Source organism: Salibacterium qingdaonense (assembly GCF_900114715.1).
Classification (GTDB): Bacteria; Bacillota; Bacilli; order Bacillales; family Marinococcaceae; genus Salibacterium; species Salibacterium qingdaonense.
This window is the reverse complement of record NZ_FOTY01000014.1, coordinates 1-14,893: the sequence shown is the minus strand read 5'-3', so window position 1 is coordinate 14,893 and position 14,893 is coordinate 1. Positions and strand designations below refer to the sequence as shown.

Below are 14,893 nucleotides of genomic sequence, written 5' to 3'. Positions count from 1 at the left end.
CGTTTTTAGCCTTTGATCCACTTCTTCCATCGAAGAGCATGATGAATGGAAGTTTCACTTTGTATTGGAGCTTAGATTTGTTTCTGATATAATGATGTAGGTGTTTTGCAAGGTAAAAGGAAAAAAAGCCCGTGTATTTTCGCTCCGGTTCCGAAGGTGGACCGGGCAACAGGATAAGATGGAGGGCCACAACTATGACAACCTATCATTTTATAGGAATTAAAGGTTCAGGAATGAGCGCCCTGGCGCAAATTCTTCACGATATGAAATATAATGTCCAGGGTTCTGATGTAGATAAGCAGTTTTTCACCCAGCTTCCTTTGGAACGAAAAGGCATCCCCATTTTCCCGTTCCAGAAGGAAAACATCTCAGACGATCAGCATGTGATTGCTTCACCGGCCTACGGAGAAAGCAATCCTGAAATTAAGGAAGCACAGGACCGAAGCATGGAGATACACCGATATCCCTCTTTTTTGGGAGGGTTTCTACAGCAGTTCACATCCATTGCAGTAACTGGATCCCACGGTAAAACATCTACAACAGGGCTGCTTGCTCATGTGATCGGAGCTTATAAACCGACATCATATCTAATAGGGGACGGCTCAGGAAAAGGAGAAGAAGAAAGCAGCTATTTTGTATTTGAGGCATGTGAATACAGACGCCACTTTCTCCATTATGAACCGGATTATGCGGTGATGACCAATATTGATTTTGACCACCCTGACTATTTTGAAGATGTCGATGATGTGATCCGGGCATTTGAGGAAATGGCCCGTAACGTAAAGAAAGGCATTGTAGCATGCGGAGATGATGAATACCTTCAGACTTTGAATGTTCCGGTACCGATTGTATACTACGGAATAGAAGGAAAATATGATTTCAATGCGGAGAACATTCAGACCGACGAACTGGGAACAACATTTGACGTGAAAATCCGTGGAGATCGGTTGGGAACATTCACTATACCCGGATACGGGAGGCATAATGTATTGAATGCTCTGGGTGTCATTGCTCTCTGCCATTATGAAGAAGTACCGGCAGAAGTAATAAAAGAGCAGCTTGCTTCCTTTCCAGGTGTGAAACGCCGGTTCACGGAAAAAGAAGCAGGAAGCCAGACATTAATTGATGATTACGCTCATCATCCGACCGAAATCAACGCAACCATAGAAGCTGCCCGCCAGAAATATCCGAACCGGGACATTATAGCCGTGTTTCAGCCTCATACTTTTTCGAGAACAAGAGCTTTTCTCGATGCTTTTGCAAAAAGCCTGAGGCAGGCCGACCAAGTGTACCTTTGTGATATTTTCGGTTCGGCCCGTGAAGAAGACGGAGCTTTATCGATTGAAGATCTACAGAATCAGATACCGGGAGCCCGTGTAATTACGGAGGATGAAGTTGATTCACTGGGGGTACACGAAAACGGAATTCTACTATTCATGGGTGCCGGTGATATTCAAAAATTCCAGGCAGCCTATGAAAAACAACTTGTATAATTATTAATGGAGCTGTATTTTTGAGACAGCTCCATTGCTTATTTCGTATTATCAGTGTTTTGGCACCTCGTTGGCACAGCTTTTTTATGATGAACATAAAATAATATTTTTCCCTGACAAGGAATTTTAGAACATATGTCGAAGAGAGTATATGGAAACAAAGATTTAATCGAAGAATCAGATTTCATGTTTCATGTGGTGTGATTCGTGGTACACTTACACGAAGGGAGGTGTAAACGTTCAATGGAACTAGTGTACATAAGTGCGCTGATAGTCGCAATAGCCATCGCAGTATTAGTTATTTACCTTATTAAAACTTTAAAAGCTGCCACACAGACGATGGAGAAAGTATCCACCACGATGGAACGCATGGAAAAACAGGTGGAAGGCATCACCAGTGAATCCGAACAACTGATTCAGAAAACGAATGTTATAGCAGATGATGTCCAACATAAAACTGAATCATTGAACGGTTTATTTACGTCTCTGAAAGATGTGGGAGATTCTCTGGAGAACGTGAACTATTCTTTCAAAGATATGTCGGATTCCATCAGCCGCCACTCCAGAGAGCAGTCTGAACAGGTTGCACAGGCTGTGCAGTGGGGGAATGCTGCCATTGATTTGTATGCAAAATGGCAGGACCGCAAGCGCAAAAAAGAAGTGAATCAAAATGAAAATACTTATACGACAGGAGGATGATGTAACATGTCGGATATGAACACGAAGGATTTTGTTATTGGTACGTTAATTGGTGGTATTGTCGGCGCCTGCTCTGCACTGCTGATGGCTCCAAAGTCGGGAAGAGAGCTGCGCGGTGAGTTGTCTGAAGGAGCTTATTCTGCCAAGGAAAAAACAAATGAACTGACAAACGATGCTTATGAAAAAGGTTCGAAGTGGGCGGATTATGCCAGGGAGAAGTCATCGGAAATCGCAAAAAGCGTCTCTGAGCAGTCTTCCCAGCTTTATGGTAAAGTGAAAGAAACTGCTTCTTCCGGAAGCGAAGGTAACGAGGAAAAAACGGCAGATGAACTTGCCGAAGAGCTGTCGGAAGATTTGGAAGCGGAGCAGGAGAATGTTGACAGCGTGAAAGAAGATGTACGCGATCTCCACGCCTCCACCGAAGAAAAAGATCAGACGTAAGAATAAAGATGAAAAACGCTTTGCCGGTTAGTCGGCAAAGCGTTTTTCATCTTTATCAAACAGTTCCAGTTCAATTTGGTCCCCGCCGTGAAGTGATTCTGTAAACGAGACCGGTTCTTTGTTTTTTGTAAGGTTCCACGTTTTCCCGGTATTATACTGCAAATCTACTGTAACGTAGGAGAAGATGTCTTGTACGATAAAATCAAAGGAAGACATTGTTTTCTCCGTCGTTACATGATCTCCGGATGATAATGGGTCGTCCAGTCCTGCTTTTTCCCCGTTTATCTGCACTTCAACGATTGTTTTTTCCATATCTACTGTTTGGTTATTAAAAAATACCCGCTGCTGTGCTGTGGTCTGTACTCCCTGATGTTCAAGGAGATGCCGGACCGTGACTTCCTGCTGTTCATGCCCGGATGCGATAATGTCGCCTGTGCGTACCGGCTCCTGCAAAGAAGCAGGACGGTCGTTGCGGCGGAATGGATACAACGTTTCGGGAAGGGAAGCCTCCTTATTATCCACGTAGTACACAGTTTGTGCTGAGGAGGAAGGCATTTTCCACTTCATGACGTTCCATACTTCCTCCAGACTTTCAGGAAGTCTAAAGACTAAATTGTCCCGGTCTTTCAGCGCTGCTTCCGAAGACACCTGCCTCCCATTTTGGATGTATATCGGTGGAACCAGGTATTCGTGGTTATTAATGACAAGTTTCATCTCTGGAGGTTCATCAACAATGTCTTTAAATTCTGCAGAGGCTGGATTTCCATCTTCTCCTTTTTCCAGAATAAGTTCATCTCCCTGAGTAATGGAATCTTTGATGGAAGCAGGCCGGCCATTCTGCATGATAACTGGTGCTTCCCCGCGCGTTCCAGGAATGGATATGACTCGTTCATTCAAGGTAATAACTGCAGCTTCACCGGGCTTGCCGTATAGTGTCCTGATCGACAGGCCGGAGGCGAGTACAGCATCGCCGATTGTTAAGGTTTTTACATCAAACAGACGGATAGACCGGCCGTTTACATAGACCGGAATGTATTCAACCGGATGTTCTTTGGCTGCAATAGCGATACCGACCGGTGTAACCAGTTCAGGTCCCGGCTGTATCCCTTCGTAAGACAGATTTTTAATGGCTTCAATATCCCTTGGTGCCACCCTGCTTTCAGGCAGATGGAGTGCTTCACTTAGATGCTTTGTAATTTCGGGAGTCATACTGCCCCCTCCCACCAGCATAACCGCCTTAGGCGGCTTTGTATTGAGCGTCAGAATCTCAGAACTGATTTCTGCGGCAAGCTGTTCGACAGACGGCCGGATGGGGGCTATTACATCTTCAGCCTGGTACTCTGTTTCCATGCCGAGGATATCTGTTACAAGAATACGATTACCGGCCGTAAGATCCCGTTTCACTCTTTCCGCGTCCGGAAAATCGAGCAGAAATTCGTCGCTCAGCGCTTCGGTTACTTCGTCGCCGGCTACAGGCACCATGCCGTAGGCGGTGACCGTCCCAAGGTCTGTAATGGCAATATCCGACGTTCCTGCGCCAATATCAACCAGAGCAACATTCAGACGGCGCATGGATGGTGGAATTAACACATTAATGGCAGCAATCGGTTCCAGTGTCAATGCTTCCAATTCAAGGTCTGCCCGCTGCAGTGCGCTTATAAGAGATTCTACGACAACTTTTGGAAGAAAGGTTGCAATCACATCGACAGACGCTTTTTCACCTGATTGATCCAAAAGACTTCCTATTTCCTGTCCATCTACATAATAGGCAACGACAGAATACCCGACACAATGGTACTGGAGACTTTTGTCCGAATCACGTTCGGTTTCAAAGGCAAGCTGGTGCTGGGCTTTTTGCACCGCTCCGAGTTCGAGGGGAGGGATATCTCCCTCGAATACACAAGGCTGCCCTGAGATATCAAGTTCCATGGAAGCACGCTGGGTTTTTAAAGATCTGCCGGCCGCTGCCGCACATACTTTGTGCAGAGGTCCGTGCCTTTCTTCCAGTGCTGTTTTTGTTTCGCGGATGACGTCACTGACAGCAGCAACATTATGAATTTGTCCATCCATCATCGATCGTTCTTTGTGCTCCCTGGATTCGACATCCACCAGTTCAAATGTTCCATTCAGCTGTTTCAGAATTAATCCTGTAACAGAGCGGGTGCCGATATCCAGTGCATACATAATCTCTCCGTTATGTGTCATCGTCTCAAACACCTCAAAAAAAATGATAATACAGCTAATAAAAAAAGTTGGTTTTAAAGGGAAAAATACTTTAACACTTAAAAGCGTTCAATTAACAAAGGAAAAGGGGCTGACATTTCAGTCAACTTCTTATATAATGGGTCTTAATCATAAAAAATGTAACACATATCAAGAGAAAAGGGAAATCACGTAAGGAGTGGGGAAGAGATGAGTAACGAAGAACTGGAAGCGCTCAGAGAACAGCTGGATGATGTGAACCTTCAATTGCTTGAGCTTATTAATAAACGGGCAGGTCTCGTGCAGGAGATCGGCAAGGTGAAAAGCCGTGCGGGACAGAACCGGTTTGATCCTGTACGCGAACGTAAAATGCTCGACATGATTACAGAAAATAATGAAGGGCCGTTTGAAACGAGCACGATGCAGCATCTCTTTAAGCAGATTTTTCAGGCAAGTTTGGAACTGCAGGAAGATGACAACCGCAAAGCACTGCTCGTATCAAGAAAGAAAAAACCGGAAGACACCATTGTAGACCTCAAAGGTGAAAAGGTGGGAGACGGTCAGCAGCGTCTGGTCATGGGACCATGTTCTGTGGAAAGCTATGAACAGGTGTATGAAGTTGCCTCCGCCATGAAAGAACAGGGACTTAATCTCCTTAGAGGGGGCGCGTTCAAGCCTCGCTCCTCCCCGTACGATTTCCAGGGTCTGGGGAAAGAAGGACTGGAGATTCTCCGGCGCGTTGCTAATGAACTGGATATGAGTGTTATCAGTGAAATTATGAATCCTCAAGACGTGGAAATGGCCGCTGATTATGTGGACGTTATTCAAATCGGCGCGCGGAACATGCAGAACTTCGATCTTCTGAAAGAAGCCGGTTCCCATCAGACACCTGTTCTGTTGAAGCGCGGACTTTCCGCTACCATCGATGAATTCATGAAAGCCGCTGAATACGTACTCGCCAACGGTAACAACAACCTGATACTGTGTGAACGCGGCATCCGTACGTATGAAAAAGCGACAAGAAATACATTGGATATTTCGGCGGTACCGATTTTGAAAAAAGAAACCCATCTGCCGGTATTAGTTGATGTGACGCATTCGACAGGCCGCCGTGATCTTCTTGAACCTACGGCGAAAGCAGCGCTTGCCATAGGGGCAGATGGCGTTATGGCTGAAGTACACCCGGATCCTGCTGTGGCCTTGTCCGACTCTGCGCAGCAGATGGATATTAATCAGTTCCATTCGTTTGTTCAGAACCTTCGTGATGCAGGTCTTTATAAGTAAATGGCTTCAGCGCCCTCCGGAAAAAGGAGGGCGCCTTTTTTTATTAAAATGCGTAACCGTAATCAAAGGAGAAGGCGGATGTCTTCATTTTTCAGATGTCAGACAGTAAATATGGCAAATTTGTATATTAAGGTGTAATTTTCGACGGTTTGACCGATATAACCAGGGAGAGGAATTGCGGAACCTCCTTCAGTTATAATATGATTACAGTACGTATGAAAAAAAATGAAAGGAAACTAGAGGAGGCTTTCCATTGAATACAACAATTTACGATGTGGCACGAGAGGCAGGAGTTTCGATGGCGACAGTTTCCCGCGTGGTAAACGGTAATCCAAACGTAAAGCCGGCCACCCGGAAAAAAGTGCTGGACGCCATTGAAGGACTCGGATACCGCCCCAACGCTGTGGCGAGGGGTCTGGCCAGCAAAAAAACAACAACCGTCGGTGTCATCATTCCCGATATCTCCAGCATATTTTTTGCTGAACTGGCACGGGGGATCGAAGATATCGCGACGATGTACAAGTATAATATTATTTTGTGCAATTCCGATCAAAACAAAGAAAAAGAGCTTCACTTAATCAATACAATGCTTGAAAAACAAGTGGACGGTATTCTGTTCATGGGAGGCGAAATTACAGAAGATCATGCCGAAACCTTCAAACGTTCTTCCGTACCGGTCGTATTAGCGGCGACACTGGATGAGAACAGAGAAATGCCGTCGGTCAATATAGATTATAAGCAGGCTGCGTTTGATGCGGTAGCAGAATTGATACGGTCAGGGTCGGAAAATGTCGCTATGGTCAGCGGACCGCTTGAAGACCCTGTTAACGGTTTTCAGAAATTCAGCGGGTATAAAAAGGCATGTGAAGAAATTGGAAACGGATTTGACGAAAATCTGGTGGCTGTCGGTGATTATTCATATGATTCGGGACTTGAGGCAGCACAGCAGTTAATGGAACTGGACAAGGCACCTTCGGCAATTTTTGCCGCAACGGATGAAGTTGCTCTTGGAGTAATTCACGGTCTGCAGGACAATGGCTGGAATGTTCCGGAAGATGTACAGGTTGTCGGTTTTGACAACACACGCCTTGCTCAGATGGTAAGACCGACGCTTACGACGGTAGTACAGCCAATGTATGATATCGGCGCTGTTTCGATGCGTTTACTGACCAAGTATATGAACAAGGAAGATGTGGAGGATGAAGTCGTTGTTCTTCCGCATCTCCTGGAAAATCGGGAATCCACATCGTTTTAACTGCTGATCTGTGCCCGCATCGCAGCCGCTGAAAATATTTACAGGGAGTCAGGGATTGTTTTATGAAAAAAATGGATTTAATGACGCCTATAGGAATAGTAGTAGGGGTTACTACACTGCTGTTTGCAGTTTATACAAATGCGGGTCTGAGCTCTGTTGTGTTTTTTATTCAGGTGGCATCATTATCGATTGTGCTGGGCGGAGTGATTGCCGCCCTGCTGATCGGTTTTTCATCTCAGGATTTAAAACTCATTCCTTCCGTGACAAAAGAAGCGTTCCAACATAAAGAAAATAATCTAAAAGAACTCATTGATACATTTTCGGATCTTTCCACCAAAGCCCGGAGAGAAGGCCTTCTTGCTCTGGAAGCGGGACTGGATGAGGTCGAGGATCCTTTTATTAAAAAGGGGGTTCTTCTCGCGGTCGACGGTATTGAACCAGACATTATCAAGGATATTATGATGGCCGAAGCTACCGCGATGGAGGAACGTCATAAAAAAGGACGGCGTCTCTTTGAAAAAGCCGGGGAATACGCCCCTGCCTGGGGAATGGTAGGTACATTAATCGGCCTGGTACTCATGCTTCAGGATCTGGAGGATCCAGCCACACTTGGCCCGAATATGGCACTTGCTCTGATTACCACTCTTTACGGTACGATTCTTGCCAATATGATATTTCTGCCGATGGCAGCAAAACTCGAGCAGAAAACCGAAGATGAGGTTTTCACCAAACAGATTATCATTGAAGGAGTAATTGGTGTTCAGTCGGGTCAGAATCCAAAAATTCTGGAAGAAAAATTAAGCGCGTTTGTAAAAGAAAACGGCAAAGAGAATGAATTGGAGGAACAGGAGGAAATGGTAAATGAAGCGTAGAAGCAAAGAACCTGAAAAGGGTTCGCCGAGATGGATGACTACGTTTTCTGATATAATTCTGCTTGTTCTCGTCTTTTTTGTTATGCTGTTTTCCATGTCTGTGGTTGATGCGAAAAAATTTGAAGCTATTTCCGAGTCCTTTCAAAACAGGGCTATTCTTGAAAACTTCCCGTCTATGGTGGAGATGGAAGAACCGAATCAAAGTAATTCCGAAAGTGAAGAGGAAAATGAAAACGAGACAGCGGCTGATGAATCATCAGAGCGGACAGAAGAGGACAGGGAACTGGACAGACTGCTGCAGGAAGTAAGGGAATACCTTCAAGAACATAATCTGAACGATCAGATCTCAGCTACAAGAGATGACCGCGGGGTGGTTCTCGTTCTCCAGGAGCAGCTTTTGTTTGAATCAGGAGAAGCTGAGATCCTGACAGATGCCGAACCGTTTTTAAATAAAGTCGGCACACTGCTGCAGTCGCTTCCGAACCTCGTGAAAGTGGAAGGTCATACAGATGAACGCCCGATTTCCACGTTCCGTTATCCTTCAAACTGGGAACTGTCATCAGCCAGAGCGAGCAGTGTTATCCGTTATTTAACTGATAATCATCCGCTCCCTCTCGATCAATTTCTGGCTGTCGGCTACGGCGCTACCCGGCCGATTGTACCTAATGATTCAACAGAGAACCTACGTGAAAACCGGCGGGTCGTGGTTGTGATTTCAGATCCGGAATTTGAAGAAGAGCTGGAACAATCCGCCGGCGGAGCATAGCAGGATGGTAACTATATAAATCAGGTCAGATAAAACATCCGAACGATGATCTTTCATTCTACATGGAATGCGGATAACGTTCGGATGTTTTATTGTCAGAAGGTAGAATAAGCGGTGTTTCCGGAATTATGATGGCTTATTGTTCTGTTCATTCCGAATGTGGTATAACGCCTTATCAAGAATTTTGCTGTTTTTTTCTGTGATCTCGGCGCGCCTCGGAATATAGGGGTACATGTTTTTTGGATCGCTCCACGTATGTGGCAGGGGCACAGGGGAACCGGACTCCCACATATTGATCCATGCCCCGGGCAGCGGCATTTGGAGCAGATCCGTCTGATTTGTCATTTCAAGCCAGATCATGGCCCACGCCCTGGGTACAACCCGCCAAATATCATAACCGCCGCCCCCGACACCTATCCACTTCCCGCCGCAGTACTTGTGAGCAACGCGGTGAGCCGCCCGGGGGATTTCCCGGTAGGCTTCCATCGTTATCGACAGATGGGTGAGAGGGTCATAGTAATGGGCATCTGCGCCGTTTTGTGTCACAATAACATCCGGTTTGAAAAAAGCAGCGGTTTCTTCCAGTGCTTTTTCATAGTTCTCGAGAAAAGAAGCATCCTCTGTAAACGCATCAATTGGTACGTTGACAGCAAGTCCGTATCCTTCTCCACTTCCTTTTTCATAAACATCACCAGTGCCCGGGAAAAGGTAACGTCCGGTTTCATGGACCGAAAGAGTACAGACATCCGGATCGTCATAAAAAGTAAATTGAACACCATCGCCGTGATGGGCGTCTGTATCTACATAGAGCACACGTGCGCCGTAATGTTTTTTCATGTATTCGATTGCAATGGCACTGTCATTGTAGATGCAAAAGCCGGACGCTTTGCCGCGGAAGCCGTGATGAAGACCTCCTCCAAGGTTCAGAGCATGGCCGGCTTTTCCTTCCATGACAAGATCGACTGCTGTTAAAGTCCCTCCGACCAACAGAGCTGCTGCTTCGTGCATATCTTTAAATACGGGTGTGTCTTCGGTATCCAGTCCGTAATTATTGGCGATTCCTCTGCTTAATGTTCCACGTCCCCCCGCTTTCACTGCTTCGATATAGGAGGAGTCGTGAACGAGCGCTATTTCTTCATCCGAAGCCGTTCTCGGTTCGATCACACTTTTGTCGTCCAACGCCCCGAGATGACGCAGGAGGTCGTAGGTGAGGGCAAGGCGCAGATGATTGAAAGGGTGATCCTCACTGAATTTGTAGGCGAGCTGCTTTTCTGAATAAACGAAGGCTGCTTCCTGCATCATTCATTCATCCCCGGTATCCGCGGCCAGCTCACTTCATAACCGGCCTCTTTCAATTCATTAATAACCTCGCGGGGGTCCATTGTCTGCACACGGAACGCCAGATATTTTGAAGTCTTATCCTTTCCCGGATACACGAGAACACTGATGAGATTTATCTGCATCCGGTGGAAAATGGATGTGAGCGCCGCCAGTTCACCGGGCTGGTCAAAGGCTTTGACTTCAATACGGGAGGATGGCTGGTGGGCTCCGGTTAACTCGACAAGCGTATGAAGAACAGCTGATTCCGTTAAAATACCAAGAAGTTTATCATGAACCCCGGTAACAGGGAGGGCACTGATATTGTTTTTGTATAAAACAACAGCTGTCTCCTCCACCACATCAAGGGGATTCGCTGTTATGACCGGAAAGCTCATAATCCGGGAGACCGGTTTTTTCAGATGTTCCTCCTGGGAGCGTGTATGAAAGATCGAAGGTAAAGCATCCCTGATATCCCGGTCCGACACAATGCCGCTGAGAATGTGATGTTCATCCACGACAGGAATATGTCTGATTTTATGTTGATCAATATATGCCAGGGCTTTCTCGATGGAATCACCGGGATGGAGGTACAACGACTCCGTGTTCATTATTTCTTCGACCAGCATGGCCAAGTCACCTCATCTTCTTAAATAGTCACAGTATGGAAAAACGATGTCCGGACCGTGGGTTTCACCGGAGATCAAATAATAGGAGACCATCCAGACTAGAACATGAACCGGTTAGTAAAACGGGTGTTGTCGAATGTTTCCATATCATCATATCCTACTCTGCTTCCAATTCGGACCATCAGACAATTGGCAGGGTGGGTGGATATTTCCGGATCATCCGTTGCCATCCATTTTAATCCTCCGGCATTCATCATCCGCTCCATTACTTTTCGGTAATCCCAGATGGAAAGGCCGCTGTTTTTTAAATCCCAGTGCCAGTAATATTCCGTTGAAATAATAATATAATCTTCCATGGCGTCATCGAGCATCGAAAACTCCAGAAGCCGGGTTCCTATTTTTGCTCCCCGGTATTCTTCAGCGATTTCAATGGCCCCCAATTCCAAAAGATTATCCATTTCTGCTTCCGCCCACCGTTCCAGCGGATCAGGGTACACAAATGTAACATAGCCGATAATCGTGTCTTCGTCTATCACGGCGTTAATACGTCCTTCAGGAAGGTCGGCGATTCCTATTAATGCTTTCTTCTGTTCTTCAGGTTTTCGAAAAGACGTAAGCCCTTCATGGAAATCATAATTATGAATACTGGTGCCGGAAAGGGGCCCTTCCATAAGGAGCGTACGCCCGTCCACTTCCAGTTCCTGAGAAAAATACGTCTTCTTATGGGTCATCCGAGTACCACCTTTATAAAGACATTCATTGTTACCACCCATTATACATGATGAAAGGTGATGAAGGCACAAAGAATTTGAATACTCAAAATTAAAAGCTGGTGTGTGCAAATTTAGAAGTTTAAATACATCACGAAGTGGAATAACACAAACAGAATCCAGATGCATAGTGGGAAGGGGATGGTGTGTAATAAAAATTGAAGGAACAGTTTCAATATATTATAATGTGTTTTAGAACACAAATACATAAAAAGAGAGGGGAAGATTTAAATGAAAGTGCAAACGCTTCCAGCTGTTGACGGTAACTATAACCTGAAAGATTATGATAAAACCGTCGAAACATTTGACTGGAGTGAGGTTGAAAAAGAATTCAGCTGGTATGAAACCGGGAAAGTAAATCTTGCTCATGAAGCCATTGACCGCTTTGCAGATTCCTCTGAAAAGAAAAATCAGACAGCTCTGTATTACAGCGATGCAAGAAGAGATGAACAATACACCTTCGAAGAGATGAAACACTGGACAAACAAAGCCGCCAATGTGCTGCGGGACGCCGGAATACAAAAAGGGGACAGAGTATTTATTTTTATGCCCCGTTCTCCGGAATTGTATTTTGCCGTTTTTGGAGCCATTAAAATCGGAGCTATTGTTGGTCCGCTTTTTGAAGCATTTATGGAAGGAGCGGTCCGGGACCGTCTTGAAGACAGTGAAGCGAAATGCATTGTTACGACACCACGTCTTTTTGAGCGCGTTCCTGTGGATGATCTTCCGAATCTTGATACGGTATTCATCCAGGGGGATGACGTAAAAGAGGAAGGTCCTTATTACAACTTCAAGACACGCCTTGAAAATGCGTCTGGTGCATTTGATGTAGAGTGGGTTGACCGGGAAGACGGTCTGATTCTCCATTATACTTCAGGTTCCACCGGCAAGCCTAAAGGTGTTCTGCACGTTCATAACGCGATGATTCAGCATTACCAGACAGCAAAATGGGTTCTGGACCTGCAGGAGGGAGACGTGTACTGGTGTACAGCAGATCCCGGCTGGGTAACCGGCACATCCTACGGAATTTTTGCCCCGTGGCTCACCGGAACGACCAACGTTGTTCGTGGCGGGCGTTTCAGTCCGGAAGAGTGGTATGAAACGCTTGAACGTTACAACGTCACGGTTTGGTACAGCGCACCGACGGCTTTCCGGATGCTGATGAGCGCGGGTGATGAAATCGTCAAAAATTATGACCTTTCCAGTCTGCGTCACATTCTGAGTGTCGGCGAACCGTTAAATCCGGAAGTGGTTATGTGGGGAGAAAAAGTCTTTAACCTGCGTATACACGATACGTGGTGGATGACCGAGACCGGCGCCATTATGGTCACCAACCTTCCGTCCATGACGATTAAAGCAGGATCGATGGGACGGCCGCTTCCCGGTATAAAAGCGGCGATTGTGGATGATCAAGGTAACGAACTTCCTCCGAACCGGATGGGGAACTTAGCGATTGCAAAAGGCTGGCCTTCCATGATGAGATCGATATGGAACCGCCCGGAGAAATATAACAGCTACTTTGAATTGAACGACTGGTATGTATCCGGTGATTCCGCCTATATGGATGAAGACGGGTATTTCTGGTTCCAGGGCAGAGTGGATGACGTCATTTTGACAGCGGGAGAAAGAGTCGGCCCGTTTGAAGTGGAAAGCAAACTGCTCGAACACCCATCTGTAGCAGAAGCGGGTGTTATTGGGAAGCCGGATCCGGTCCGCGGAGAAATTATCAAAGCTTTTGTAGCACTGCTTGATGGCGAAAAATCATCTGATGAGCTAAAAGAAGAGATTCAGCAGTTTGTTAAAAAAGAACTCTCCGCCCATGCCGCGCCGCGTGAGCTGGAATTCCGTGATAAACTGCCGAAGACACGCAGCGGCAAAATCATGCGCCGTGTCCTTAAAGCTTGGGAGCTTAATCTTCCGACAGGCGATTTATCTACGATGGATGATTAAATTAAATCAGAGACCCAAAAACAGCTGATACCATCGGTTAGAGATTGGGACAAAACCTTCAAAAGAAGCAAAGAATGCCGATCGATTTTAAAATCGATCGGCATTCTTTGTTGCTGAGACATACCGCTGCGCCAACATGCTTTGCTTTTACTCCGGAGTACAAGGGCGGCATCGATTCGCTGGCGCTCATCGTGTCTTCTATGCCTGAACACGGCTTGCGGCCGCGGTGATGCCGGATCAGCTGCTTCTTGCGTTCAGGTTGGGGGGGACGGACGTTCGTTGGAAATGGGTTCTAAGGCACTTTAGGGGGTCGGCGCACCCGTAAACGTCGCTGGGGATATCTCCAGAGGCACTTTAGAGTGTCCGGTTCCCCCTTAAACGTCATTATGAATGATTCATAAGGCACTTTAGAAGGTCTCGTGCCCCCGTAAACGTCACTAGGAACGAATGAAGGCTGCGTGCAGCGGGAAAATGAACGGGCGACGCAGCAATGAGCGCCTGCCGTTGCAGGAAAAGGGTGAGAAATAGTCCCGAAGGCACTTTAGGGGGAACAGAGTCCCCATAAACGTCGTTCGGCATGACGCCGGAGGCACTTTAGAGCCCCCGGTGCCCCCCTAAACGTCACTAGGAAGAATTCCGAAAGCACTCTAGAGGGTTTCGTGCCCCGGTAAACGTCATTAGGAACGAATGAAGGCTGCATGCAGCGGGAAAATGAACGGGCCGACGCAGTAAAAAGCCTGCGTCGCTGCGTGAAAGAAAGGATGAATGGTCCCCAAGGCACTTTAGGGGGTTCCGCGCACCCGTAAACGTCGTTGGGGACGTCGCCAGAGGCACTTTAGAGTGTCCGGTGCATCCTTAAACGTCTGTATTTGTTAACTTAAAAATCAGCCACCATGTTCATTGAAAATTCAGCCACTATATTGATAATCTCGCTTGTAACTTCGTACAAGTGGGAGGCAGGAGATTTGATTACAATGAACCAAAAGTATCACGCTCTCATCCAGTATGTTCACGATGGAAAGTCTTGTCGCCAAATTGCCCGGGATGTTGGTATTAATCGAGACACTGTCCGAAAATATGTTAATGATTACGACCACAAACGCCACCTCCTCATCGAAGGTGGGAAGGAGATTGATGTTCAAGCACTGATTGAATCCCTGACAGAAAAACCAACGTATCAAACAGGATCACGTTCTAAACGAAAAGTAACATCGA

The 14,893-nt window shown here is 46.3% G+C and carries 13 protein-coding genes; 9 read left to right on the top strand and 4 right to left on the bottom strand.

All coding sequences use genetic code 11. The annotated features are described in order from the left end of the window. The first annotated feature begins 194 nt into the window (after positions 1–194). From murC to BM058_RS11275, 3 genes are all read left to right on the top strand, one after another. Positions 195–1,493, top strand: coding sequence for a UDP-N-acetylmuramate--L-alanine ligase (gene murC, locus BM058_RS11285; RefSeq protein ID WP_090927153.1), 1,299 nt, complete (start codon positions 195–197; stop codon positions 1,491–1,493). A 243-nt stretch (positions 1,494–1,736) separates the two neighbouring features. Next, complete coding sequence (locus BM058_RS11280; RefSeq protein ID WP_090927152.1) at positions 1,737–2,192, top strand: DUF948 domain-containing protein; 456 nt, start codon at positions 1,737–1,739, stop codon at positions 2,190–2,192. Positions 2,193–2,198: 6 nt separating this feature from the next. Continuing rightward, positions 2,199–2,633, top strand: a complete 435-nt coding sequence (locus BM058_RS11275) for a YtxH domain-containing protein (RefSeq protein WP_090927151.1) — start codon at positions 2,199–2,201, stop codon at positions 2,631–2,633. A gap of 27 nt (positions 2,634–2,660) precedes the next feature. Here the strand turns inward: BM058_RS11275 and BM058_RS11270 are convergent, their stop codons facing one another. Beyond that, on the bottom strand, positions 2,661–4,838 hold the full coding sequence (locus tag BM058_RS11270; protein WP_090927150.1) for a cell division protein FtsA: 2,178 nt from the start codon (positions 4,836–4,838) through the stop codon (positions 2,661–2,663). Positions 4,839–5,045: 207 nt separating this feature from the next. Here BM058_RS11270 and BM058_RS11265 point away from each other — a divergent pair, with 207 nt between their 5' ends. The 4 genes from BM058_RS11265 to motS all read left to right on the top strand — a co-directional run bounded on the left by BM058_RS11265 (position 5,046) and on the right by motS (position 9,012). Beyond that, positions 5,046–6,119: a bifunctional 3-deoxy-7-phosphoheptulonate synthase/chorismate mutase gene (locus BM058_RS11265; protein ID WP_090927149.1), complete on the top strand. Its 1,074-nt coding sequence runs from the start codon at positions 5,046–5,048 to the stop codon at positions 6,117–6,119. Positions 6,120–6,372: 253 nt separating this feature from the next. Next, positions 6,373–7,374: a catabolite control protein A gene (ccpA, locus tag BM058_RS11260; protein ID WP_090927148.1), complete on the top strand. Its 1,002-nt coding sequence runs from the start codon at positions 6,373–6,375 to the stop codon at positions 7,372–7,374. 62 nt (positions 7,375–7,436) lie between these two features. Further along, positions 7,437–8,246 carry a flagellar motor protein MotP gene (gene motP, locus BM058_RS11255; protein WP_090927147.1) on the top strand — a complete coding sequence of 270 codons (810 nt, stop codon included), beginning with the start codon at positions 7,437–7,439 and terminating at the stop codon, positions 8,244–8,246. Further along, positions 8,236–9,012: a flagellar motor protein MotS gene (gene motS, locus BM058_RS11250; RefSeq protein ID WP_090927146.1), complete on the top strand. Its 777-nt coding sequence runs from the start codon at positions 8,236–8,238 to the stop codon at positions 9,010–9,012. The genes motP and motS overlap by 11 nt, the downstream gene beginning before the upstream one ends. Before the next feature lie 126 nt (positions 9,013–9,138). Here the strand turns inward: motS and BM058_RS11245 are convergent, their stop codons facing one another. The 3 genes from BM058_RS11245 to BM058_RS11235 form a co-directional block, all read right to left on the bottom strand. Further along, entirely contained in the window at positions 9,139–10,314 is a 1,176-nt protein-coding gene (locus BM058_RS11245) for an acetoin utilization protein AcuC (RefSeq protein WP_090927145.1), read from the bottom strand. Next, entirely contained in the window at positions 10,311–10,958 is a 648-nt protein-coding gene (locus BM058_RS11240; RefSeq protein ID WP_090927144.1) for an acetoin utilization AcuB family protein, read from the bottom strand. The genes BM058_RS11245 and BM058_RS11240 overlap by 4 nt, the downstream gene beginning before the upstream one ends. Before the next feature lie 98 nt (positions 10,959–11,056). Beyond that, positions 11,057–11,689 (bottom strand): GNAT family N-acetyltransferase, encoded by a 633-nt coding sequence (locus BM058_RS11235; RefSeq protein WP_090927143.1) that lies wholly within the window; start codon positions 11,687–11,689, stop codon positions 11,057–11,059. A gap of 270 nt (positions 11,690–11,959) precedes the next feature. On the opposite strand from BM058_RS11235, the gene acsA reads away from it, so the two are divergent. Together acsA and BM058_RS11225 are read left to right on the top strand one after the other, a co-directional pair. Then, positions 11,960–13,678: an acetate--CoA ligase gene (acsA, locus tag BM058_RS11230; protein ID WP_090927142.1), complete on the top strand. Its 1,719-nt coding sequence runs from the start codon at positions 11,960–11,962 to the stop codon at positions 13,676–13,678. Positions 13,679–14,652: 974 nt separating this feature from the next. Continuing rightward, the coding region (locus BM058_RS11225; protein ID WP_245736962.1) for a helix-turn-helix domain-containing protein at positions 14,653–14,893 on the top strand (241 nt) is incomplete at its 3' end.

Bases quoted from the DNA above. Each gene is read 5' to 3' on its own strand.
- murC (WP_090927153.1), top strand. From the start codon at position 195: ATGACAACCTATCATTTTATAGGAATTAAAGGTTCAGGAATGAGCGCC.
- BM058_RS11280 (WP_090927152.1), top strand. From the start codon at position 1,737: ATGGAACTAGTGTACATAAGTGCGCTGATAGTCGCAATAGCCATCGCA.
- BM058_RS11275 (WP_090927151.1), top strand. From the start codon at position 2,199: ATGTCGGATATGAACACGAAGGATTTTGTTATTGGTACGTTAATTGGT.
- BM058_RS11270 (WP_090927150.1), bottom strand. From the start codon at position 4,838: ATGACACATAACGGAGAGATTATGTATGCACTGGATATCGGCACCCGC.
- BM058_RS11265 (WP_090927149.1), top strand. From the start codon at position 5,046: ATGAGTAACGAAGAACTGGAAGCGCTCAGAGAACAGCTGGATGATGTG.
- motP (WP_090927147.1), top strand. From the start codon at position 7,437: ATGAAAAAAATGGATTTAATGACGCCTATAGGAATAGTAGTAGGGGTT.
- motS (WP_090927146.1), top strand. From the start codon at position 8,236: ATGAAGCGTAGAAGCAAAGAACCTGAAAAGGGTTCGCCGAGATGGATG.
- BM058_RS11245 (WP_090927145.1), bottom strand. From the start codon at position 10,314: ATGATGCAGGAAGCAGCCTTCGTTTATTCAGAAAAGCAGCTCGCCTAC.
- BM058_RS11240 (WP_090927144.1), bottom strand. From the start codon at position 10,958: ATGCTGGTCGAAGAAATAATGAACACGGAGTCGTTGTACCTCCATCCC.
- BM058_RS11235 (WP_090927143.1), bottom strand. From the start codon at position 11,689: ATGACCCATAAGAAGACGTATTTTTCTCAGGAACTGGAAGTGGACGGG.
- acsA (WP_090927142.1), top strand. From the start codon at position 11,960: ATGAAAGTGCAAACGCTTCCAGCTGTTGACGGTAACTATAACCTGAAA.